This is a genomic window from Paraburkholderia sp. J67, from assembly GCF_905220265.1.
GTDB lineage: Bacteria > Pseudomonadota > Gammaproteobacteria > Burkholderiales > Burkholderiaceae > Paraburkholderia.
Map to the genome: position 1 here is coordinate 14,794 of NZ_CAJMZK010000024.1, position 21,568 is coordinate 36,361.

Genomic DNA, 21,568 nt, shown 5'->3' on the forward strand with positions numbered 1-21,568 from the left:
ATTAGCCTCAATGAATCAAATGAATCATAAGTTGTTCAGCACCGTGGGTAATCACGCGCATGGTCTTTCCTTCGGCGTCAGTGATGCCCTCAATTTCCTCTCCGGTTTCTTTTACGACCTTATATTTCATGTTAACCAGAGGTTTCCCGGTCGCCTTGTTGACGAGCGTAAATTGCTCATCATGCGGTTTTTTTGGCATCTCAAGGGGTTTGCTTTCAGGCCCCGGCGTATCAAAATCTGCACAATGAATCAAGCACTGACCATCGGTATGAATGAACGCACCACTCGCATTCAACGTCAGTTGCGTACCGCCAGCGTTCAGGGTGATCTCGTTCGGGGTCTTGATGTTGATCACGCCCTGCGCACTAACAATCTCGATCATCTTCTGTGCAAGCAGGCTCATGCCGTCCGTCTTGGACTGAAACAAGATTCTCCCGGCCGCCGCAATCATCGTGATACCCATGCGCTGTACAAAGACGCTAAATCGCTCCTGTACTGATGCAAGCAACGACTTACCCGCCGCGATGCCTACACTCAGCCCCGTCGTCAACGCAAGATGTTCGTTGCTGGCAATGTGTGTACTTTGTTCCGCAGTCAATGCCGTACTAGCGGCACTTGCCAGTACAAGTTGCGGTTCTGAAAGCTCCGGAAACTTGTTACTACTCGTTCTCGCCCCACCCTTGATGGCATTGTTCTGCGCCTTCAATGCTTCTGAGATTTCAGCCTGGTCTGTACCTGCCTGTTGAGCGTCCTGGTACTGTGCCTGCTGCAGCAGGCTTTCCTGTAGTTCACGAGCTGCCGTCAGACGCGCCACCGTCTCGCCCATGTCCTTCATCGGTGCCGTCGCTCCCTTGCGGGCTTCGGTCGTAATCAGCATGCCGGGTGCACGCATAACGGCGTTTGCGTCGGTGGCAATCTCGATGCCGACTCCCCGCGCCTGCGCGCGGCCGTAGTCCCCGTCGATGCGCACGTTGTAGCCCGCCACGAACCGCGAATTGGCATGGTCGCTCGTCACCTGCACCTGGAGTTGATCGGGTGTGTCATCCGTCATCACGGCGTTCGCACCTTTCATCGGGCCGCTCAGGTCCTGGCTACGCCAGCCCGCAAGCGCATGGTTCCGGTACAGGTCCCACGGCACCATGTTGTCATTCGTGGTGTGACTGCCGAGGATGAAGGGCCGGTCAGGGTCCATGTTGATGTAGCCAACATAGACGTGATCGCCCACGCGCGGAATCCACATGCCGCCATACCGCGTGCCCTGCCACACCTGCATGAGCGGAACCCAGCACGACGCATCCTCGTCACGCTTGCTCCACTGGTCCCAGCTGAACTTCACGCGCACGCGCCCCATCGCATCGGTCAGCACACCGCTGTGACGCTCGTAGCCCGTCACGATGGCCGTCTCCGCAAACGCGCGTGGTTTTTTCGCCTTCAGCGGGATGCGGTAGTAGTACGGCGACGGAATCGCCGTGAATTCGGTCCTGCAGGCATACTCCCGCTGCTGTTCCCCACCCTGCGTGACCGAAGCATTGTTCGTAAAGTCGATCTTTGTGCCCGTCACCACGTACTTGCGGTTGACCGGCCTGAACGGATGCTCGGTGATGATGATCTGGCGCCCCGTCGCAACCCCGCGCAGGTTCCCCTTCGCCGTGATGACAAGTGACTTGCTGCGATGCGCGTCGGCCCGCACGCGTGCAAGATGACTGCCCTCGAACTCGTGATCGTTGCGCTGGGCATTCAGCCCCATCTCGCCTTGCAGCGGTTGCGCGAAATCGGCCCACGTGTATTCCACCGCGTTGTCGTTCGCGGCGTCGCTGGGGCGGGACACCCTGGTCCCAAACTGGTCGTCATCGCCAATGGTGTAGTCGTAATCGACCACTTCCGCCGCACCCGTTGTCAGCTTGCGCGAATACTTCAGCTTGTGGATGTGCTCTTCGTCAATGCGCTGCCCGCCACGCTCCATGTAGCGCACCGTCTTGTAGGCCGGGTCCTGGCCGGGGTAAGCGTGGTTGTCGATCATCACCAGCGTGCCGCTCTCCCAGTAGAAGGAAAGCCCCCACTCCTGCCAGATGCGATTCAGAAATTCCCAGTCCGACTCCCAGAACTGCCGCTGGTAGTCCCGCTTCGGATAGCGCCGCTCGCCATCGCCCGCACCAATCACCTTGTCCCATCGAACCTGCATCGGGTACTTCTTCAGGATCGCCGAAGATATCTCGCAGACATCCATGTCCAGGAACTTCTGGCTGTTACGGTTCTGGGTCGCGAGCCAGAGCAGGCATCGCAGCCGGATGCGGTAGTACATCCGCCGGTCGTCCGCGCCCATGCATTCGAATCGCGAGATGACGCCAGTGATTTCACGCACTCCGGCTCCGACGTTTACCTCGCCGTCCGCCGACGTGCCGTTGCCTTCCATGGCAATGCACACTGTCAGCTTGCGGCCCACCATCTTGTTGACATCAACCAGCTTCTCCATGTCCTGGACATACAGTCCGTTCGCCTCGATGGTCCGCACGTCGATCTGGTAGTCAAAGAGACGGCCGAGCTTGTCCACCCCTTTGCAGCGCTGCACCTCAAAAATTTTCTTCCCGTAGTGTTCGGGAATCGCGTCGCTGACGACCTCCAGCACACGCGTCTGCGTATTCCATGTCATTCATGAACCTCCATCAGAATGCGGCCCGCGTACCGTTACCCGTCGGCCAGGTGAACACCGTTCCGCGCTGAAGGGTGCAGAACACAGTGCGGGTAAAGGAGAACTCCGAGACGTGGCGCGCAACATAGCGCTCCAGCACCAGTGCGAACGCGAAGGGCGACAGGCCATCGAGCCTCGATTCATCGAACGTGAGCGTCACCTCGATGCCACGCGTCAGATGCAGGTTCTGCACCCACAGGTGCATCGCATGAACTACCTTCACGCTCGCGCCCACCAGGCTCTCCAGGTAGCGCGCCATCAGTGGCTCGCCGGCGGCGAGATACGGGTGCAGCATGAGACGCAGCCCTTCACCGGGATTCGGCTCGTGCCAGGGGTCATCGAACACGGCCAGTTCCAGGTGAAGCTGGCGCAGGAGTGCCCACGCGGCCAAGCCGCGGTTGCCGAGCGCCAGCGGCGGCCGTGGCGCAGTTGGACCCCGCACGAGTCCTACGCCCTGCACCGCCTTGGCCCCCTTCACGTTCAGGTCGGTCAGGCCGTTGCGCGGCAGGACGCACGGCAGGTCCCCGTTGGTCAGCCAGGCGTCGAGCGCCAGCAAGGTCATGCCGCTGTTGTCCGGCTGTCGATCCGATCCGAACAGCACCATCCGGGTGTGCGTGCGCACGAACTCATGGTGGGTGTCGTAGCGGCGCTCGTTGTCCGCAGCCACTTCCAGTTCACGCCGCAGGGAAAAGTAATGGGGATCGGGGTGGGTGTCGTCTGGAATCGCCGCGTCGAACGGCTGGTAATCGACGGGGGGCGCATTCTCATCCACCTGTCCCTCTGCCCGGTCCACGGAATGCACCTCGAAATCCATGGTGTCGTCCAGCACAGGCCTGACAGGATGCTCACGCTTGTCAGGATCAATGGCAGTCCGCTCGGGTGTGAGGGGGAAAAGGTTGGTGATGGGCGAGCAGTACAAGGCCATATCCGACGCATCGATCTCCTGGTCGAGCATAGCAACCTCACGCGAGAGCAGCAGCACGATTTCCACCACGGTGCCCTCGATGTGTTTCAGACCCGCTGCCAGTCCCGTGATCGTGAAGAAGCCATAGCGCTGCGGGAGCATGAAGAACTCATGCACCAGCCGGTGCCCATGAAATCTTTCCGAGGTGGGCCGCAGCAGGCTGTGTTCCGGCTCCAGCCCCTCGTGCCGCACGGACATGGCGGGCCTGCCGGGAAAGCGCATGCCGTGGAGGTCCCCCTTCTCGAACTCGCCAGGCACGCCCAGGACGATGCCGATCACACTGGTATGGATCAGCTCGAAGAGTTGCGAGGCCAACGCCTCCTTGCCGCACAGGTAGAACGGCAGATCGTCCAGCCCCGTGAGCTGGCAAAACGCCGCGCCGTTCGTGGTCGCCAGGCGCAGGCGCAGCGCACCACGCACGCGTGATGCCTCCTGGCGTCCCTGGACATAGTGGTAGAGCGCCGGGATATCGGCGGGGATACCCGTGGGCTTCACGCGCTGGAGTTCCACCGGGAAAATCGTAACGGGCTGGGTCGTGAGGAATACACACGCCGACCGCCCGGCCTCGGGCGGTCCCATCGTCAACCGCGTGCCACGGGGCAGCACCCGCCCCTGAGGTATATGTCCCGCCTGGGGGTCGGGCCGAAAACGCGCCACGCCTGCCGAGGGCTGCGGCGCGGTGTAGTTGATATCCACACCGTCAAGCAGGCTCATTGGAATACACTGCGCAAACTGGTCGATATGCATCTGCGAGCCCGCGTTGACGAATGCTGCCGACTGGATCAGGCGCATCACGTAGGGGTCGGCCACTTCGCCCGCCTGCACTCCGAGCCGTGCAGCAATCTTCGGATATTCGATTCCGAATACCTTGAAAGACGCCATCATGTATGACAGTTCTTTCTGGTAATAGCCGAGAAATTCCGGGTTCATCATTACCCCCGTTAATATACTTAGTTATGCAGATTGAATTGGATGAATGACATGTCGACCGACGGTTGATTATGTGATGCAGCAACTGACCTGCCGCTCAAAGCCAAGGGGAAAGTTTGCGGTCGATCAGAAAAATGAATCGTGATCAGCGGCTGACGGCTATTCGAGCCAGTTTCTAGCGGCACGCCTCATCCCTGCCCCTGGGTATGCGTGATCACTGATGGTGCGCTCAGCCAGCCGGCCCAGCTCCCGCAGCCAATACTTCGCGAACATATCCCGTGGAGAAAATGGGCCTGTCGCGCATAGCATCCGCTCCGGTCCGAGAATCGGCTCGTGAGAAAGAAGCCCTACGAGTAATCGCGACTGCGGTCGACATCATCACGCAACAACTCCTGCGTGCTGGCCGACTTTGATATATCAGTGGTGAAACAGCATGACGGCTGCACCCCCGCCCCACGTTGTAAAGAAAAGTCAACTCCTCGCGGCGCCGTCAACGGCGGCGCTTGACGGCACGTTTATCAGCGCAGGCGCGCATTGCGTCGATCCGTCAAGCCAACACCGATCAAGAGGAATCACATGAAGAAGTCAGCCATCGCCGTTCTGGTCTCCCTGTCCGCGCTCGCGAGCATCGCCTCGGCGCAGGACGCCAATAGCGGCGTCCAGATGAGCCAGGACCCGGCACGCGCCGCACAGGTCGAAGCCCACGCACGTAACGTGCAGGCGCAACCGGCAAGCGTGCAATTCGACGAAGGTTCGGCCACGATGAAGTCTGCACCGGCTGTTCACAAGACCAGCCACCACTCGCACGGCGCGAAGCACTCGCATGGCAAGAAGTCGTACACCCACCACAAGCATCACGCCGCGAAGTAATCCAGGTGCATTGTGACGACGGGGGCCGCGCCCCCGTCAAGTCGCTGCGCAACAACATCGTTTCAGCGCAAGAATTAATCAGGATTGCAAACTACAATCCTTGCACCGAACCGCGACAGCAAACACGGTCGATTACACCGCACCGTTTTAAGGCGCTGGCGTTTTGGTCGGCAACGGCATGGCCGAAGCTGGCAGGCCGAACACCGCGTCGAAGATCAGATTGAAGATATACGCGTAGACGAGAAAGAACACCGTCAGCCCGATGTCCATGACGAAGGCCTGGCCGAGCGGCAGGCGCAGCGTGACGGCAATCATCGGCACGAGGAAGATCACCAGGCCACCTTCAAAACCGAGCGCATGCATGGCGCGCCGCAAAGGGCTGCGCCCACGCTTCGTCTGGCGCGCTTCCCAGCGTTCGAACAGCCAGTTGTAGAGCGCGTTCCACGCCACGGCGATAATCGACGAGAACACGGCCGCCGCTCCCGCGCGGTCCATGCCGCTGCCCGAGAGCGAGGCAAAGCTCGTACTGGTGATGAGGATCGCGAGTCCCTCGAACAGCGTGAGATAGACGATCCGGCGCTTGATGCCCTGCATACTCTGAACGCTCCTGCACGTCACGGGAAGCGACGATATTACACGAGCGCGCCGAACCGTCGTACGCCGCCCGCGCAGGCGGCGTACGCGCGGACGCTTAAGCGAGTTCCGTGAAGACCGCTTGCGTGGTCAGACGCGACTTCGGCAGCTTCGCATTGAAGTCGTCGTCGCTGCGGTAGCCGAGACCCACCACCACGATTGCCGTGAGGCCACGCTCGGCAAGACCCAGCTCTTCGTCGAGCACTTTGGCATCGAAACCTTCCATCGGGCAGGCGTCGATTTCAAGCGTCGACGCGCCGATCAGCAGCGTGCCCAGCGCCAGATACGCCTGCTTTTCCATCCACGCCGAAAGATCGTCGCGTTCGCGATGCAGGTTGACATAGAAGCCGCGCGTGTTCTGCTGGGTCGTCTTCGCTTCGGCGCTGGCGAAGCGGCCATCGGTCTCTTCCTGCGCCAGCACGGCGTTCAGATGCGCTTCGTCCATGTCCTTGCGCACGCACAGCACCATGACGTGCGAGGCGCGCGTGACCTTCGCTTCGTTATAGGCGTAACCCGGCTGCATCGACTTCGCGACGCGTGCGCGCGCGGCGTCGCTTTCGGCCACCACGAAGTGCCAGGGCTGCGAGTTCACCGACGACGGGCTGAAGCGGATCAGTTCCTTGAGTTCATCGATGACGGCTGCGGGAATCTTGCGGGCGGAATCGAAAGCCTTGGTGGCGTGGCGGGCCTTGGCGAAGCGGGTGAGATTCAACGACATACTCCTGATTTGGGCGGTAATCGGGTTGCAACCGCGGCTGTAACCCAGACGAGGCCGGTATCCTACCAGCCTGGGCCGCTTCGCGTGCGGGGCCGTAAAATGCGCCAGAAGGCGCGCCACTCGCCGCCGCCACGACACCGGAGTCCCCCACCATGCGCCAGACCCTTCATCATCTGCACGTCCACGCGCGCGCTCGCGGCCTTGTCGAATTCACCCAGCAAGTTCGCGCATTCGTGCGCGAAAGCGGCATCGACACTGGCCTGCTGACGCTATTCTGCCGCCATACCTCGGCATCGCTGCTGATTCAGGAGAACGCGGACTCCTCGGTGCGCCGCGACATCGAGCGCTATTTCGACGAACTCGCGCCCGAAGACCCGCAGCGCTACGAGCACGACACCGAAGGCCCCGACGATATGCCCGCGCATCTACGCACCGCCCTCACGCAGACGCAGTTGTCGATTCCCGTCGAGCGTGGCGCGCCGCTGCTCGGCACGTGGCAGGGCATTTATCTGTTCGAGCACCGCCGGCACGCGCAGGCGCGCGAAGTCGTGCTGCACCTCATCGGCGAATAGCGTCGCATCGGCTTGGCGCCTGCGAGCAAAGCCGCCGCTCAGGCGCTATGCTACGGCTTGCTCTTTTCCCTTCAACCGATCGACCGATCCTCCGAGGAATCATCATGAAACAGTCCGCCGGCTCCATGATCAGTTTCAACCGCCCCGACGGCAAATCGCTCCAGGGCTACCTGGCCACGCCTGAAAAGACCGAAGGCGCGCCCGCCATCGTCGTGATCCAGGAATGGTGGGGCTTGAACGACCAGATCCGTGGCGTGGCCGACCGCCTCGCGCAAGCTGGCTACTACGCGCTCGTGCCCGACCTCTTTCGCGGCAAGAGCACCGTCGAGGAAGAAGAAGCCCACCACCTGATGACGGGCCTCGATTTCGGGGACGCGGCTTCGCAAGACATTCGAGGCGCTGTCGACCATCTCCGCACGCTGACCGACCGTATCGGGGTGACCGGCTACTGCATGGGCGGCGCGCTCACGCTGCTGGCCGTCAACCAGATTCCTGACCTTTCGGGCGCGGTGGTGTGGTACGGCTTCCCTCCGCTCGAATATCTCGATGCGAGCAAGATCACCGTGCCGGTGCTCGGCCATTGGGGTACGCAGGATGCGTTCTTCAAGCTCGAAACCGTCGATGAGCTGGAAAAGAAGCTGAAGGATGGCGGCGTGAGTGTCGAGTTTCACCGCTACCTCGCCTACCATGCGTTCGCAAACGAAACGGCAGTCGGCCCGACGCGCATCGCGCACACGCAGTTCGACCCGGTCTGGTCGCAGCGTGCATGGGACCGCACGCTCACGTTCTGGGGCCGCACGCTCTGGAAGCAGGGCTAAGCGCCAGCGCTTGAGATAGACGTAAAAAACGCGGCGCACGCTGGAAGGCGTGCGCCGCGTTTGTTTGCAGACAACCGCTGTGTTAGTGCGAGCGCTCTGCCGCGCCATCCAGCAGCGCAATTTCACGCTCGCTTTGCAGCACCGCCTTGCGTTCACCCTCCGCGTCGATCGAACGCGCGAGGATCAGATACGCCACCGCCGACACCAGCAAACCAACGGCCCAGGCCACATCCACGCCGCCGATACGCGCAGCCAGCGGGCCGGTGTAAATGCCCGGCAGCACGAAGAACGGCACCGTCGAGGCGAAGCCCACCGCGTAGGCGATCAGTCCGCGCGCACCCCATGCACCGTAAAGACCGTTCGGCGTAAAGAGTTGCGTGATCGCATAGTGGCCGCGTCGCACGAAGAAGAAGTCGACGAGGTTCACCGAGGTCCAGGGCACCAGCAGATACAGCATGATCGTGAGCGCCGCGAACAGGATGTCGATGGCATTGCCCGAGAGCGCCAGCGAGATCACCACCCACACGAGACCCAGCACGAGCACCGTCACCACACGCACCGCCGACGTGGGCCGCACGGGCTTGAATGAGTCCACCGCCGTGACCACCGTGAGCATCGCGCTGTAGGCATTCAGGCCCATCGTCGCGACCATCGCGCCCACCGAGGCCAGCGAGATCAGCACGCCGAAACCGCGGAACATCGCGTTGCCCGCGTCGTAAAGCGCGACGAGGCCATCGGACGCACCCAGACGCGTCGCGAGCCACGCACCCAGCGCGATCAGCCAGATCGCCGATGCCGATGCGCCGATAAACACGGCCGCAATGATCGCGCGCGGCTTGGTGTCACGCGGCAGATAGCGCGAGTAATCCGACACATACGGCGCGTAAGTGATGTTGTAGCTCGCGCTCGCGGCGAACTGCGCAGCGAAGGCGACGAGCGAGAAACCGCCCACATGCGCGACGCTCGGCTTCACACCTGCTGCGCCGAACATGATCCACAGCGTGAGCAGCACGTAGAGCGGCAGGCTTGCCACCAGCAGCCACTTGAACACGCGATGCAGCCAGTCGTGCCCGTAGATGGCGAGCGCCAGTGCGATCAGCGCCGTCACGATGGTCACGAGTGTGGGCGACCAGCCGAAGATACCCTTCACGCCGCTCGCCATCAGCACGGTATCGACCACATTGAAGCCGATGAACGTAAACAGCGTGGCGATGAGGATCAGCACCACACCGCGATAGCCGAACTGCGCGCGCGACTGGATCATCTGCGGCAGGCCGAGGTGCGCGCCCTGCGAGGCGTGAAACGCCATGAACAGCGTGCCGAACAGAATGCCGAGCACGCCCGAGAGAATCGTGTAGCCGAGCGAGAGACCCATGCTCGGTCCCACGAAGCCAATGGCGATCGTGAAGAACTGGAAATTGCCGAGAAACCAGAACGGTCCCTGCCCGGCCACGCTGCCGTGGCGTTCGTGCGCGGGAACGTAATCGATCGAGCGGACCTCGATCTTGCGCCACTTGCCGGAGGCGGCGTTGCGGGCTTCGCCGCTTTCGGGCGCCGAAGCCGGCGCGGCGGCGGGCGGTGCCCAGCCATTGACGTTGTCGGTGCTCATCTGTCTCTTCCTGTCGACCGGAGCCCGGGCGTTCGCCCCGACTCAGGCCCCATGCGGGGTTACTGTTGGATTCCGTGTGAAGCGCAGTGCGTTACGGCCGTGCGTTACAACTGCTGCGGATGAGCCGCGCCAACGCGCGCCCGGATGACATGTTTGATTTCCTGGTAAGCGCGCACGCCCCAGGGCCCCAGTTCGCGGCCAAGGCCGCTTAGCTTGCGTCCGCCCCAACCGGTTTGCGGAAAGATCACCTGCGGTGCGTTGACCCAGACCGTGCCCGCTTCGCAGGCGTCCGAAACGCGCGCGGCACGCGCGGCGTCAGCGGTCACCACGGTGGCGACGAGTCCGTAGTCGCTGTCGTTGGCAAGCGCAATGGCTTCGTACTCCGTATCGAATGCGCGAACCAGTGCCACCGGGCCGAAGATTTCCTCGCGCCAGAGCACGTTGTCGGGCGCGACATTCGTGCAGACCGTCGGCGCCACGAAAAAGCCGGTTTCCTGCTGCGTTGCCGAAGCGCCACCGCAGTTCAGACGCGCGCCCTGCTCCTTGCCGCGCGCCAGCAGGTCGAGCACGCGCTTGCGCTGCGCCGCGCTGATCAGCGGCCCGACACGCACGTCGCCAACGCGCATGTCAGCTTCGTGCGGCGCACCCACCACGGCGCTGCGCGCCAACGCCACCAGCTTTTCCACGAACGCATCGTGCAAACCGCGCGCCACCAGCACACGCGACGTGGCCGAGCACATCTGCCCCGCGTTGAAGAACGCGCCGTTGAACGCGAGTTCGACCGCTTCGTCAAGATCGGCGTCGTCGAATACGATCAGCGCGGATTTGCCGCCCAGTTCGAGCGAGACGCGCTGCATGCGCTCGGCAGCGGCGCGCATGACCGCCTGGCCCGCCGCTGTGCTGCCGGTAAACGAAACCTTCGCGACGCCGCGATGCGAGGCCAGTTGAGCGCCCACGTCACGACCACCCACGACCAGATTCACCACGCCTGCGGGGACCTCGGCAGCGGTGACGATATCGACGAGCGCGCGCTCGGCCATCGGCGTCAATTCCGAAGGCTTGATGACCACCGTGCAGCCCGCCGCGAGTGCGGGTGCAAGCTTCCACGCCGCCGTCACGAGCGGGAAATTCCACGGCACGATCAGCGCGCAGACGCCCACGGCCTCGTGGCGAACATCGGCTTCGAAGGCGGCATCGGGCAAGGCGACCGGCGTGCTTTCAGCCACCTGGCCTTCGCTGCACAACTGCGCGTAATAACGGAAGGTGGTGGCGGCGTCGCTCACATCGAGTTCGGCTTCGAAACGCGGCTTGCCGTTGCAGCGCATCTGCAGATCGACCAGCGCGCGCGCATGGGCTTCGATGCCTTGCGCGATGCGCTCCAGTCGCTCGCCGCGTTGCGCGACGGGCGTGGTGCGCCAGGCGCGCAAGGCACGCGTGGCAGCGGCAACGGCTTCGTCGACATCAGCGGCCGAAGCGCTGGATACGCGCGCATACGGCTGCGCGCTGCACGGATCGACGAGTTCGAGCGGCGCGGCCTCACCCTGACGCCACGCGCCGTCGATAAAAACGCCCGGCTCGATCGCCAGCGTCACAGCGCAAGAAGCTTCGCGTTTCATGCGCACACCTCGCCTTCGTTCACTTCGTCATGCACCGCCACGCAGGCGTGCGGCGAGAGATGTTCGTGCACCGCGAGCCATTGATCGCCGCGCCGCGCGAACACGATGGTCTCGCGTTCGTCGAGCGTTTCGCTGCCCGCATGCGTCGCCACACGCGTGCGCACGTTGTGCACGAACAGCGCCACGTCGCCCATGCATTGCACGCTGCGCGCGCGCGACTCGCAGCCCAGCACGCGAAAGCCGTCTTCGCGCTCCCACTGACGCCACAGCGCCTCGTAGGCCGCGCGCGTCGGCAGCGGCTCGCTCACGTGATGGAAAATGAAGCTCGCGTCGGGCGCGAAGGCCGCGAAATAGGCGTCGCGCGCGTGACGCGCAAAAGCGTCGATCAGGGCGTCGGCAGCCGCCAGCACCTGCTTTTCAGTGTCGCGTTCGGTCTCGCTCATGAACACTCTCCGGGGAATCTCGTCTGGTTATGTCTTTTTATTTCGGATGGCGAATCGAATCGTTTCGATCCGCCAGCGCAGGCTCGCTCAGGCGCTCAGGCGCGATAGGCCACGCCCGGCAGCACGCACAGCATCTCGAAGGCGAGATTGGCGGCCAGCAGCGCGGTCGTGCCTTGCGGGTCGTAGGGCGGCGAGACTTCCACGAGATCCGCGCCGACCAGGTTCAGGCCACGCAGTCCGCGAATGATTTCGAGCCCCTGCGGAACGGTCAGGCCACCGATCTCCGGCGTGCCCGTGCCCGGTGCGAAAGCGGGGTCGAGACCGTCGATATCGAAGCTCAGATACACAGGGCCATCGCCCATCTGCTCGCGCACTTCCTTCATCAGCGTTTCGAGCGAGCGGTTCCAGCAGGCTTCGGCCTGCACCACGCGGAAGCCCTGATCGCGGCACCAGTCGAAGTCGTCGGCGTGATAGCCCGTGCCGCGCAGACCGATCTGCACCACACGATTGCAATCGAGCAGGCCCTCTTCCACGGCGCGGCGGAACGGCGTGCCGTGCGCGATCTTCTCGCCGTACATGGTGTCGTTGACGTCGGCGTGCGCGTCCACGTGGACCACACCCACCTTGCCGTACTTCTTGTGCATCGCGCGCAAAATCGGCAGCGCGATGGTGTGATCGCCGCCCAGCGTGACCGGCTTGCAGCCGCCCGCGATGATGCCGTCGTAGGCTGCTTCGATATCGGCGATGGCCTTGTGGATGTCGAAGGGATTGATCGCCACGTCGCCGATGTCGGCCACCTGGAGCGAATCGAACGGCGCGGCGCGCGTGGCCATGTTATAGGGTCGCAGCAGCACCGATTCGGCGCGGATCTGGCGCGGGCCGAGGCGCGCGCCGTTGCGGTTCGAGGTGCCCAGATCGAACGGCACGCCGACGAAACAAGCGTCGAGCCCCGCGCTGGTTTCGGCGATCGGCAGACGCATCATCGAGGCGATACCGCCAAAGCGCGGCATGGCGTTGCCGGACAGCGGCTGGTTCAGCGTGGTGTTGTGGGAGTCGTTCATATCCGTAAAAACCCTGTAAACATCGATCGGAGCAGTGGGTGCAAACCCAATGCTGGCAATGCTAGAGGGAAATATTTTTGGATAAAATGACGGGCTGATGATGTTTACATCTAGCCGCATCAATGTAAGAGGTGTCCCATGCTTGCCAACCTGACCGATTTCGACCTGCGGCTGATCCGCGTTTTCCTCGCCGTGGTCGACGCACGCGGGCTAACCGCCGCCCAGGCGGCGCTCAACGTGGGCCAGTCGACCATCAGCACGCAACTCTCATCGCTCGAAACGCGGGTGGGCTTCCGGCTCTGCGAGCGCGGGCGCGGCGGCTTCAGGCTCACCGCCAAGGGTGAGCGCTTCGCGATGTCGGCGCGCCGGCTGTTGGTTGCCGCCAACAGCTTCTGCGCCGAGGCCGCGAACATGGACCGTCAACTGGTTGGCGAACTGAATCTGGGCCTGATCGGCCACACGCCGTTCAGCCAGAACGCGCGCATTTCCGACGCCATCGCGCGCTTTCGCCAGCGCGACCAGGCCGTGCGCTTCAATATCCAGATCCGCTCGCCGGGGGAACTGGAGGAGCAGGTGCTCAACGGCAAGGTGGATATCGCCATCGGCTATTTCTGGCACCGCGTGCCAAGCCTCGATTACACCGCGCTCTTTATCGAGCGCCAGTACGCGTATTGCGGCGCGCGCCATCCGCTGTTCGCACGCGCGGGCGAGCCCGACGCCGTGGGCGCCGACGAAGCCGCCGCCTGCGAATGGGCATGGCGCAGCTATCCGCTGCCCGAGGCGCAGCATTCGACCCACGAGCGCAACGTCACCGCCATCGCCGACAACATGGAGGCCGTCGCGCTACTGATTCTCTCGGGGCATCACCTCGGCTATCTGCCGGTGCACTTCGCCAAGCCTTATGTCGAAAGCGGCTTGTTGCGCGCCGTGAATCCGGCGGCGCTGCGCTACGACGTGACGTTCCATATGGTCACGCGCCGCGCGCCGCATGCGGGCGATATCCAGCGTGCGTTCGTCGACGACCTGCGCGCCGTGCATCTGAACGAGATGGCACAGGACGCCGCGGTATAGCATCGCCGCGTCGCGCACGCAGCGATTGCCGTAGAATCGCTTCGGCCTCACCGACATTTCGCACTCCCCGCTATTGATCTTGCCGTTCATGCGCCTTCGCCACCGGAGCCATCATGACGCAACTGATTCAGCATCCGCTCGTCCTGTTCTTCATATTGATTATCTGCCTGCCGATCGCCGCCGCGCTCGGCGCGGTGGTGTTGCACAAGCGCGCGCCGCTTTCCGAGAAGGCGCGAGAGAACTACAACGTCGTGCAAGGCGCTACGCTCACGCTGCTGGCGCTGCTGATCGGCTTCACGCTCTCGATGGCGGTGAGCCGCTACGACCAGCGCAAGAACTATGAGGAAGAAGAAGCCAATGCGATCGGCACCGAGTATCTGCGTGCCGACCTGATCGGCGCGAACGCGGCAAAGACCAAGGCGCTGCTCGCGCGTTACCTCGAAGCGCGCATCGAGTACTACCAGACACGCGATCAAGCCACGCTCGATGCCAACAATCGCACCACCAGCGCGTTACAGGCGCAACTCTGGGACAGCGCGCGCGAAGCCGCGGCGGCGCAGCCGAATCCGGTCACGGCGCTGGCCGTCGCGGGCATGAACGACGTGCTCAACACGCAAGGCTATACGCAGGCCGCATGGATCAACCGCATCCCCGTGGCCGTGTGGGTGCTCATGATCGTCATCGCGTTCTTCAGCAACCTCATGCAGGGCTATGGCGCACGTGGCGACAGCGGGCGGCGCGTGCTGATGTTCGTGCTGCCCATTACGGTCTCGCTCTCGCTCACGCTGATCGCCGATATCGACAGCCCCCGCGCCGGGTTGATCCGCGTGGCGCCGCTGAATCTGTTGAGCCTGCAACAGTCGATACCAACACCCGGTTGAGTCATACGTGGGTCATTCGATATGGACTGAGGATTGGCAGCCACGCTAACATCGTGAGCCCGCACGCCCCTCTCGCTGCGCGCGGTGCATCCGTTAAACCAGGACTCACGATGAAACTCTACTTCTTCCCGGGCGCCTGCTCACTCGCCTCGCATATCGTCGCGCGCGAAGCCGGTCTCGCACTCGAACTCGACAAGGTCAATCTCGCGGACAAATCCACGGCCAGCGGCAAGGACTTCCGTACGATCAACGCGAAGGGTTCGGTGCCCGCGCTGGAAATCGATAACGGCGAACTCCTCACCGAAGGCCCGGCGATCATGCAGTATCTTGCCGACCAGAATCCCGAGCGCGGCCTCGCACCCGCCAACGGCACGCTCGCACGTTATCGCCTGCAAGAAATGCTCGGCTTCATCAGCACCGAAGTGCACAAGCGCTATTCGCCGCTGTTTGCCCCGAACACGCCCGATAGCGTGCGCGCCGACTCCATCGCCGCGTTGCAGCGTCAGTATGGCCTGCTCGACAAGCGGCTTGCCGAACACGCATGGCTCGTCGGCGATCACTTCACGGCGGCAGACGCCTATCTCTTCACGGTCAACAACTGGGCGGGCCACGTGGGCGTCGATCTTTCGCCGTTCCCCGCCGTGCTGGCGCTCCAGAAGCGCGTGTTCGACCGTCCTGCCGTGCAGGCCGCGATGGTTGAGGAAGGGCTGATCCCGCAGGGCTGAGTGAAGACGCAAACGAAGGCGGCAACGAGGGAGCAAGCAGCGAGGCTGCACAGTGCAGGACCACGGCCCGAGCGCCCTCGGCGAACTTGCGCCGTTTCCTCTACACTGTCCCGCCTGAGCGTTTCCCGCACCGCGCGCATGGCGCGCGCGGCGCGGGCCGCCCTCCTCATCCCGCCTCGTTACAGGACCGTCCATGAGCGATCTCAACGCCTTCCCCATTTCCGGCAAGTGGCCAGCGCTTCATCCCGAGCGCATCCAGCTTTATTCGCTGCCTACGCCCAACGGCGTGAAGGTCTCGATCATGCTCGAGGAAACCGGGCTCGCCTACGAGCCGCATCTGGTGCGTTTCGACACCAACGATCAGCTTTCGCCCGAGTTCCTCTCGCTCAATCCCAACAACAAGATTCCCGCCATCATCGACCCACAGGGCCCGGACGGCGAGCCGCTCGCGCTGTTCGAATCGGGCGCAATCCTGATCTGGCTGGCTGACAAGAGCGGCCAGTTGCTCGCGCGCGAGGGCCGCGAGCGCTACGAAACCATCCAGTGGGTGATGTTCCAGATGGGCGGCATCGGGCCGATGTTCGGCCAGGTGGGCTTCTTCCACAAGTTCGCCGGCAAGGAGTACGAGGACAAGCGCCCGCGCGATCGTTACATCGCCGAGTCGCGCCGCCTGCTGGGCGTGCTGGAACAGCGTCTCGCGGGCCGCGCGTGGCTGATGGGCGATCACTACACGATCGCCGATATCGCCACCTTCCCGTGGGTGCGCAATCTGGTGGGCTTCTACGAGGCGGGCGACCTGGTCGGCTACCAGGACTTCCCGAACGTGCAACGCGTGCTCGCGGCGTTCGTCGCGCGTCCGGCCGTCAAGCGCGGGCTGGAGATTCCGGCGCGTACGTGATGCCTGGCTGTTGCATGAAAGTCCGCGCGTGACGTCGATTCACTGCGCGGACTTCACGCGGGCCACGACCGCGTCCGAAACCTCGCCCGCCGCGCGCTCGACAGTCTTGCGTTGGTCGCCGCGCGCCAGCACGAACTTCGCGGCGGCGACATACGGATTGAGCGCGATGGCGGCCCCCGCGCCCGGCTTCGACGTGCTCGAGTGGCTCTCGATAACCTGGTACAGCGGCGCGGGCGCCTGCTTCGAGAGATCGTCGATAGCGACGGCCAGATCCACTTCGGTGGCGCCCGAGCCGAAGCCCACGATCGCGCGCCGCAAACGGTTGCCTTCATCGACATCGAGAAACACGCCGCGCACAAGCCAGCCCTGTGCGGGCGGCGTGGCGCCAACTGGCAGGCGGCGTGCGTCCAGACCGGCGTGTTGCAGATCGGCGACCAGCTTTTGCGCCATCTGCTCGACGATGTCGCTGGCGCGCTTATGCGGATCGTCGCGACGCAATAGCGGCCGGGGCAGCAAACCGCCTGCAAAACGGCGCGTGTTGTCGACTGGATTTTGATCGGCGGTGACGCTCGCATCGTCCAGTTCGAAATCGCTGACGTAGACGATGGGCGCGGTGCCGCCTGTCTGTGCGAACGCCGTTGAAGCCACAGCGCCCAGCACGACGGTCAGCAGCATCCTGATGCAAAGTCTTCGGCGGTCGATCATTGCGCGTCTCTCCTCGGTTGCGCGCCTATCATAGCGGCCCCACGCGGCGGCTCATGTTTGCGTGCCCTTCAATCGTCGAGCACGCCGAAGCGGCGCAGGTCGCGCTCCAGTGTCTCCACATCGACGAAACAGCACGCATGCAGCCCCGCCTCGCGCGCGCCCTGCACGTTGGTCTCGCTATCGTCGATAAAGAGCGTTTGCGGCGGCGTCGCGCCCAGTTGCTCGATGCAGCCGAGATACGCACGCGCCGCGGGCTTCACCGCGCCAAACGACGCCGACGCATGGACGCGCTCGCCAAAGAGCCGCGCGACGGGCGGATTCAACAGGTCGAGATGATCGGTGACGAGGCGGGAATTATTGGTCAGCACGGCAATGCGGCAGCGCTGCGCCGCGCGCGCGGCCAGCGCGATCGCCGCGTCGTTCGGCGTGATCGAGGCCTGGCGCGCCGCGAGCCAGATATCGCGGTCCATCGCGCAGCCAAGCAATTCGCCGAGCGCGCGCAGGTAGACGTCCGGTGCGAGTTCGCCTGCATCGGCGCGCGCTTCGAGGCCCGAATCCCAGATCGCTTCGCGCACGGCCTCCGGTGTGGTGCCGGTTAGCTCCGCCAGACGGGCCGCGCGCGCCGCACGGTCGTAATGGGAGAGCACGCCCTCCATGTCGAACAGGACCACGCCGATCGTCATCTGACACTCCCGTCGCATGCGCTCTTTGGGTTCAGCAATCGATGATACTGCGGCTCGATCCACACGTTGCAGCCAGGATTGCGCGCGGGATCGTGCCCCGAAAGCGTCAGACGATTCCGGTTACACTGAATGGATGAACCCATGCCAATACTGCGGAAAGATGCGCGACGAGTGGGATTGCCACGGTCAGGCCTGCCGCAACGCGATTGCGCGTGCGCTACAGCGTCAGCGTCGCGGCCTGCCGATGGTAGCCAACGTGATTCGCAACGAGATTCCCGCTCAGGCCAGCACGGGCGAAATCATCCATGTGCTGTCACGCCAGCGCTTGCGTGCGCGGCGCGGCAACGAGGAACGCCGCGAACTCAAGGCGCTCGAAAACGCCGATAAGGCAGGCGGTTCGGACAACGTCTGAATTTCATTGATCAGGAATACGAAGAACGCTCAGCGCTTGTGCCGGTAGTGAATTTGCGCGGGCACCTGTAGCGATTCGGGCGGCGTGTCGCCGTCGAGCAGAGAGAATACACAGCGCAGACTATGCGCGGCCAGTTGCGCGCTGTCCTGCACGATGGCGTCGATACGCAGCGGCAGACAGTCGAGCAGTTGATGATCGTCGAACGTCATCATGCGGCCCGGCGACTGCGCGAGCGCATGCGCTTCATTGACGAATTCCAGCACGCCTTCGAGCAAGGTGATCGAACCCGCGAACAGCGCCTCGGGATAGCGCCCGTGCGCTTCGAACCATGCCTTCATGAGCGAATAACCCGACTCGCGCTGATAGTCGCGCTGGAACACCCAGTCCGGCTGCTCGGTCATACCGTGGCCTTGCAGCGCAAGCCGATAACCCGCAAGACGATCGCGGCTTGCCGAGAGTTCAGGCTGACCGCCGAAATACACCACTTCGCGCGCGCCACGGGCTAGCGTCTCGCCCACCAATGTCGCAACGGTTTCGGTAGCGTCGGTCACCACATAGGGAATCGCGCTTGTTTCCACGCGACGATCGGCGAACACCAGCGGCAAACGTTTGACCCATTTTTCATAGCGCGGCGCGTCGGCGGTGCACGGCACCACCACCACGCCGTCCACCTGATGCGAGACCAGATGCGCGATGCCTTCGGTCTCGCGCACGGGGTCTTCGTCGCTCGTCACGATCACCAGCTGATAGCGGTACTGCTCGCGGCATTGCGTTTCCATCGCCTGCGCGAGCGCCGCGTGCGCCGAGTTGGTGAGATCGGGGATCACGAGGCCAATCGTGTTGCTGCGTCGCGAGCGCAGCGAGCGCGCCGACTGCGAGGGCGTGAAGTGATTCTCCCGCGCCACCTGCAAGACGCGTTCGACCGTCGCCGCCGAAATACGGTAACGCTCGGCATTGCCGTTGAGCACCATGCTGGCCGTGGTGCGCGAGACCTCCGCGAGGCGGGCAATGTCGTCGATGGTCAAACGCTCGAACTGGGACACGCGGGGCTTCCTGCTGGCTTGGGGGATTGGGGGATGATTCGGAACCGGCCTCGACGTACGTTGCGTCGAGGCGGCTGCAAGAGAGCGTACAACAGAATGGCGCGCCCCTGGTAAAACGGGGCGCGCTTTATGCACATCAGTGTTATTGCTGCTTGTAGAGATTCAGCGGCACAGGGATGAACTTGTCGACCGTCTGGCCGTCCGCGAGCTTCTTCGCGGTCTGCACGCCATACTGGCCGATCAGTTCGGGCTGTTGCTGCACGGTTGCCGCCATCTGGCCGCCCTTGACGGCGGCGATCGCGTCGTCGGTGGCGTCGAAGCCCACCACGGCCACGTTCTTCAGGCCCGCTGCCTGGAGCGCCTTGACCGCGCCCAGCGCCATTTCGTCGTTCTGCGCGAACACGCCCTGGATGTCCTTGTTGCTCTGGATGATGTTCTCCATCACCGAAAGCCCCTTGGCGCGGTCGAAGTCGGCCGGCTGCTTCGTGGCGATCTTCACGCCGCCTTTCGCGGCGATTTCGTCATCGAAACCTGCGCCGCGCTCGTTGGCCGCCGACGAACCCGGAATGCCTTGCAGTTCGACGATATTGCCCTTGCCGCCCAGCTTGTCGGCGAGGAAGTCGGCCGCCATCTTGCCGCCTGCCTTGTTGTCCGAGGCGATATGCGAGCTGACTTCTGCGCCGTTCACGCTGCGGTCGAGCGAGATCACCTTGATGCCCTTGCTGGTCGCTTCCTTGACCACGTTGGCCACCGCCGACGAATCGGTCGGATTGATCAGGATGACGTTGACCTTCTTCTCGATCAGGTCTTCCACGCTGGCCTGTTGCTTGGCCGGGTCGTTCTGCGCATCGACGGTGATGAGCGTGACGCCGTCTTTCTGCGCTTCATCTTCCGCGCCCTTCTTGAGCGACACGAAGAACGGGTTGTTCAGCGTCGAGATCGACAGGCCCACCGTGAGTGCGCCCGATGCGGGAGCGGCGGCCGATGCGCCGCTTGCGCCCGCGTCCGCGGCCGGCGTGCTGCCCGGACCTTCCTTCGAGCAGGCTGCGAGGCCCAGAGCGAGCGAACCGGCGACGAGCGCCGAGAACAGTTTGGACAGCGACGGCTGGAACGGCTTGTGCATAGTCTTCCTCCTCGTTTTGATGTATAGGGAGTGGATCGAAAATCTTCAGGATTGCTACCAATTTGATATCGACGCATCGCGCGAGCCGAACGCGCGATGCGGAAAATACGTTTAAAGCAGAGTTACGACGACTTCTTGTTGCCGCGGTCGATCAGCACGGCGAGCAGGATCACGCCGCCCTTGATGACCTGCTGATAGAACGACGACACGTCGAGCAGGTTCAGGCCGTTATTGAGCACGCCGATCAGCAGCGCGCCCACGAGCGTGCCGAAGATCCAGCCACGCCCGCCCGTGAGGCTCGTGCCGCCCAGCACCACGGCGGCGATCGCGTCGAGCTCGTAGCCCGTGCCCGCGGTCGGCTGCGCCGAGTTCAGGCGCGAGGTGAGCACCACACCGGCAAGCGCCGACATCACGCCGGAAATCGTGTAGACCCACAACTGGATGCGATCGACCTTCACGCCCGAGAGCTTGGCCGATTCGGCATTGCCGCCCGTCGCGTAGATATGGCGGCCGAACACGGTCTTGCGCAGCAGCACCCAGAACACGCCGAACATCACCAGCATCAGCACGACCGGAATCGGCACGAGGCGCGCGACATAACCGCCGCCGAGCAGCGAGAAGAAGTCGCTGCTGAAGCTGCTGATCGGGCTGCCGTTCGAGACGACGAGCGCGAGGCCGCGCAGCACCGTCATGGAGCCGAGCGTGGCGATGAACGGCGCAACCTTGCCCTTGCTGATGACGAGGCCATTGGCAAGGCCCATCACGCCGCCCGCGAGCAGGCCCGCGAACGTCGCCACCACCGCGTTCGTGCCGGAGCTGAGCAGCGTGGCGATGATGACGGAGGACAGCGCGAGCACCGAGCCCGCCGAGAGGTCGATGCCGCCCAGCAGGATCACGAGCGTCATGCCAAAGGCGATCAGCGCATTGATGGACGCCTGGCGCATCACGTTGAGCAGGTTGTCGAGCGTGAGAAAGTTCGGACTCACGATCGACAGCGCTACGGCGATGATCAGGAGCGCGATAAGCGGTCCGAGCTTTTGCAGCGTCGCCCGGCTGCTGGGGGTCATGGTGAGTTGCGACATGGAATGTCTCGCTGGTTGCCTG

The 21,568-nt window shown here is 63.5% G+C and carries 21 protein-coding genes; 8 read left to right on the forward strand and 13 right to left on the reverse strand.

All coding sequences use genetic code 11. The annotated features are described in order from the left end of the window. Positions 1-7: 7 nt before the first annotated feature. Both U5782_RS31005 and tssF read right to left on the reverse strand, forming a co-directional pair. Complete coding sequence (locus U5782_RS31005; RefSeq protein WP_322047689.1) at positions 8-2,650, reverse strand: type VI secretion system Vgr family protein; 2,643 nt, start codon at positions 2,648-2,650, stop codon at positions 8-10. A 13-nt stretch (positions 2,651-2,663) separates the two neighbouring features. Further along, a complete protein-coding gene (tssF, locus tag U5782_RS31010; protein ID WP_322047690.1) occupies positions 2,664-4,586 on the reverse strand; it encodes a type VI secretion system baseplate subunit TssF in 1,923 nt (640 codons plus the stop codon). 573 nt (positions 4,587-5,159) lie between these two features. Between tssF and U5782_RS31015 the strand changes: the two genes are divergently transcribed. Continuing rightward, the gene (locus tag U5782_RS31015) at positions 5,160-5,453 is read left to right on the forward strand and encodes a hypothetical protein (RefSeq protein ID WP_322047691.1); all 294 of its coding nucleotides are present in this window, start codon (positions 5,160-5,162) and stop codon (positions 5,451-5,453) included. A 147-nt stretch (positions 5,454-5,600) separates the two neighbouring features. Here U5782_RS31015 and U5782_RS31020 read toward each other — a convergent pair whose 3' ends face one another. Both U5782_RS31020 and nfsB read right to left on the reverse strand, forming a co-directional pair. Further along, positions 5,601-6,047, reverse strand: coding sequence for a PACE efflux transporter (locus U5782_RS31020; protein ID WP_322047692.1), 447 nt, complete (start codon positions 6,045-6,047; stop codon positions 5,601-5,603). Positions 6,048-6,144: 97 nt separating this feature from the next. Next, positions 6,145-6,798: an oxygen-insensitive NAD(P)H nitroreductase gene (nfsB, locus tag U5782_RS31025; RefSeq protein WP_322047693.1), complete on the reverse strand. Its 654-nt coding sequence runs from the start codon at positions 6,796-6,798 to the stop codon at positions 6,145-6,147. Between the two features lie 158 nt (positions 6,799-6,956). Between nfsB and U5782_RS31030 the strand changes: the two genes are divergently transcribed. Then, positions 6,957-7,376 (forward strand): secondary thiamine-phosphate synthase enzyme YjbQ, encoded by a 420-nt coding sequence (locus tag U5782_RS31030; protein WP_322047694.1) that lies wholly within the window; start codon positions 6,957-6,959, stop codon positions 7,374-7,376. 104 nt (positions 7,377-7,480) lie between these two features. Continuing rightward, positions 7,481-8,194: a dienelactone hydrolase family protein gene (locus U5782_RS31035; RefSeq protein WP_322047695.1), complete on the forward strand. Its 714-nt coding sequence runs from the start codon at positions 7,481-7,483 to the stop codon at positions 8,192-8,194. An 82-nt stretch (positions 8,195-8,276) separates the two neighbouring features. On the opposite strand, the gene U5782_RS31040 is transcribed toward U5782_RS31035, so the two are convergent. The 4 genes from U5782_RS31040 to speB form a co-directional block, all read right to left on the reverse strand. After that, entirely contained in the window at positions 8,277-9,803 is a 1,527-nt protein-coding gene (locus tag U5782_RS31040; protein ID WP_322047696.1) for a purine-cytosine permease family protein, read from the reverse strand. Between the two features lie 104 nt (positions 9,804-9,907). Further along, the gene (locus U5782_RS31045) at positions 9,908-11,419 is read right to left on the reverse strand and encodes an aldehyde dehydrogenase family protein (protein ID WP_322047697.1); all 1,512 of its coding nucleotides are present in this window, start codon (positions 11,417-11,419) and stop codon (positions 9,908-9,910) included. Further along, on the reverse strand, positions 11,416-11,862 hold the full coding sequence (locus tag U5782_RS31050) for a nuclear transport factor 2 family protein (protein ID WP_322047698.1): 447 nt from the start codon (positions 11,860-11,862) through the stop codon (positions 11,416-11,418). Before U5782_RS31050 ends, U5782_RS31045 begins: the two co-directional genes overlap by 4 nt. A gap of 95 nt (positions 11,863-11,957) precedes the next feature. Further along, positions 11,958-12,923, reverse strand: a complete 966-nt coding sequence (speB, locus tag U5782_RS31055) for an agmatinase (protein WP_322047699.1) — start codon at positions 12,921-12,923, stop codon at positions 11,958-11,960. Positions 12,924-13,061: 138 nt separating this feature from the next. Here speB and U5782_RS31060 point away from each other — a divergent pair, with 138 nt between their 5' ends. From U5782_RS31060 to U5782_RS31075, 4 genes are all read left to right on the forward strand, one after another. Next, on the forward strand, positions 13,062-13,994 hold the full coding sequence (locus tag U5782_RS31060; RefSeq protein WP_322047700.1) for a LysR family transcriptional regulator: 933 nt from the start codon (positions 13,062-13,064) through the stop codon (positions 13,992-13,994). A 113-nt stretch (positions 13,995-14,107) separates the two neighbouring features. Next, positions 14,108-14,875, forward strand: coding sequence for a hypothetical protein (locus tag U5782_RS31065; protein WP_322047701.1), 768 nt, complete (start codon positions 14,108-14,110; stop codon positions 14,873-14,875). A gap of 110 nt (positions 14,876-14,985) precedes the next feature. Then, positions 14,986-15,600, forward strand: coding sequence for a glutathione transferase GstA (gstA, locus tag U5782_RS31070; protein WP_322047702.1), 615 nt, complete (start codon positions 14,986-14,988; stop codon positions 15,598-15,600). A 193-nt stretch (positions 15,601-15,793) separates the two neighbouring features. Beyond that, positions 15,794-16,498, forward strand: a complete 705-nt coding sequence (locus U5782_RS31075) for a glutathione S-transferase C-terminal domain-containing protein (protein WP_322047703.1) — start codon at positions 15,794-15,796, stop codon at positions 16,496-16,498. 39 nt (positions 16,499-16,537) lie between these two features. Here the strand turns inward: U5782_RS31075 and U5782_RS31080 are convergent, their stop codons facing one another. After that, on the reverse strand, positions 16,538-17,203 hold the full coding sequence (locus U5782_RS31080; RefSeq protein WP_322047704.1) for a DUF4410 domain-containing protein: 666 nt from the start codon (positions 17,201-17,203) through the stop codon (positions 16,538-16,540). Positions 17,204-17,271: 68 nt separating this feature from the next. After that, on the reverse strand, positions 17,272-17,886 hold the full coding sequence (locus U5782_RS31085) for an HAD-IA family hydrolase (protein ID WP_322047705.1): 615 nt from the start codon (positions 17,884-17,886) through the stop codon (positions 17,272-17,274). Positions 17,887-18,019: 133 nt separating this feature from the next. Between U5782_RS31085 and U5782_RS31090 the strand changes: the two genes are divergently transcribed. Next, positions 18,020-18,298 carry a hypothetical protein gene (locus U5782_RS31090; RefSeq protein ID WP_322047706.1) on the forward strand — a complete coding sequence of 93 codons (279 nt, stop codon included), beginning with the start codon at positions 18,020-18,022 and terminating at the stop codon, positions 18,296-18,298. A gap of 29 nt (positions 18,299-18,327) precedes the next feature. Here U5782_RS31090 and U5782_RS31095 read toward each other — a convergent pair whose 3' ends face one another. The 3 genes from U5782_RS31095 to U5782_RS31105 all read right to left on the reverse strand — a co-directional run bounded on the left by U5782_RS31095 (position 18,328) and on the right by U5782_RS31105 (position 21,546). Continuing rightward, positions 18,328-19,341: a substrate-binding domain-containing protein gene (locus U5782_RS31095; protein ID WP_322047707.1), complete on the reverse strand. Its 1,014-nt coding sequence runs from the start codon at positions 19,339-19,341 to the stop codon at positions 18,328-18,330. 142 nt (positions 19,342-19,483) lie between these two features. Continuing rightward, on the reverse strand, positions 19,484-20,464 hold the full coding sequence (gene rbsB, locus U5782_RS31100; protein WP_322047708.1) for a ribose ABC transporter substrate-binding protein RbsB: 981 nt from the start codon (positions 20,462-20,464) through the stop codon (positions 19,484-19,486). Between the two features lie 122 nt (positions 20,465-20,586). Then, complete coding sequence (locus U5782_RS31105) at positions 20,587-21,546, reverse strand: ABC transporter permease subunit (protein WP_322047709.1); 960 nt, start codon at positions 21,544-21,546, stop codon at positions 20,587-20,589. Positions 21,547-21,568 lie beyond the last annotated feature (22 nt).

Bases quoted from the DNA above. Each gene is read 5' to 3' on its own strand.
- U5782_RS31050 (WP_322047698.1), bottom strand. From the start codon at position 11,862: ATGAGCGAGACCGAACGCGACACTGAAAAGCAGGTGCTGGCGGCTGCC.
- U5782_RS31030 (WP_322047694.1), top strand. From the start codon at position 6,957: ATGCGCCAGACCCTTCATCATCTGCACGTCCACGCGCGCGCTCGCGGC.
- U5782_RS31090 (WP_322047706.1), top strand. From the start codon at position 18,020: ATGAACCCATGCCAATACTGCGGAAAGATGCGCGACGAGTGGGATTGC.
- U5782_RS31005 (WP_322047689.1), bottom strand. From the start codon at position 2,650: ATGACATGGAATACGCAGACGCGTGTGCTGGAGGTCGTCAGCGACGCG.
- gstA (WP_322047702.1), top strand. From the start codon at position 14,986: ATGAAACTCTACTTCTTCCCGGGCGCCTGCTCACTCGCCTCGCATATC.
- rbsB (WP_322047708.1), bottom strand. From the start codon at position 20,464: ATGCACAAGCCGTTCCAGCCGTCGCTGTCCAAACTGTTCTCGGCGCTC.
- U5782_RS31085 (WP_322047705.1), bottom strand. From the start codon at position 17,886: ATGACGATCGGCGTGGTCCTGTTCGACATGGAGGGCGTGCTCTCCCAT.
- speB (WP_322047699.1), bottom strand. From the start codon at position 12,923: ATGAACGACTCCCACAACACCACGCTGAACCAGCCGCTGTCCGGCAAC.
- U5782_RS31060 (WP_322047700.1), top strand. From the start codon at position 13,062: ATGCTTGCCAACCTGACCGATTTCGACCTGCGGCTGATCCGCGTTTTC.
- U5782_RS31065 (WP_322047701.1), top strand. From the start codon at position 14,108: ATGACGCAACTGATTCAGCATCCGCTCGTCCTGTTCTTCATATTGATT.
- U5782_RS31035 (WP_322047695.1), top strand. From the start codon at position 7,481: ATGAAACAGTCCGCCGGCTCCATGATCAGTTTCAACCGCCCCGACGGC.
- U5782_RS31105 (WP_322047709.1), bottom strand. From the start codon at position 21,546: ATGTCGCAACTCACCATGACCCCCAGCAGCCGGGCGACGCTGCAAAAG.
- U5782_RS31045 (WP_322047697.1), bottom strand. From the start codon at position 11,419: ATGAAACGCGAAGCTTCTTGCGCTGTGACGCTGGCGATCGAGCCGGGC.
- U5782_RS31020 (WP_322047692.1), bottom strand. From the start codon at position 6,047: ATGCAGGGCATCAAGCGCCGGATCGTCTATCTCACGCTGTTCGAGGGA.
- tssF (WP_322047690.1), bottom strand. From the start codon at position 4,586: ATGATGAACCCGGAATTTCTCGGCTATTACCAGAAAGAACTGTCATAC.
- U5782_RS31080 (WP_322047704.1), bottom strand. From the start codon at position 17,203: ATGATCGACCGCCGAAGACTTTGCATCAGGATGCTGCTGACCGTCGTG.
- U5782_RS31075 (WP_322047703.1), top strand. From the start codon at position 15,794: ATGAGCGATCTCAACGCCTTCCCCATTTCCGGCAAGTGGCCAGCGCTT.
- U5782_RS31015 (WP_322047691.1), top strand. From the start codon at position 5,160: ATGAAGAAGTCAGCCATCGCCGTTCTGGTCTCCCTGTCCGCGCTCGCG.
- U5782_RS31040 (WP_322047696.1), bottom strand. From the start codon at position 9,803: ATGAGCACCGACAACGTCAATGGCTGGGCACCGCCCGCCGCCGCGCCG.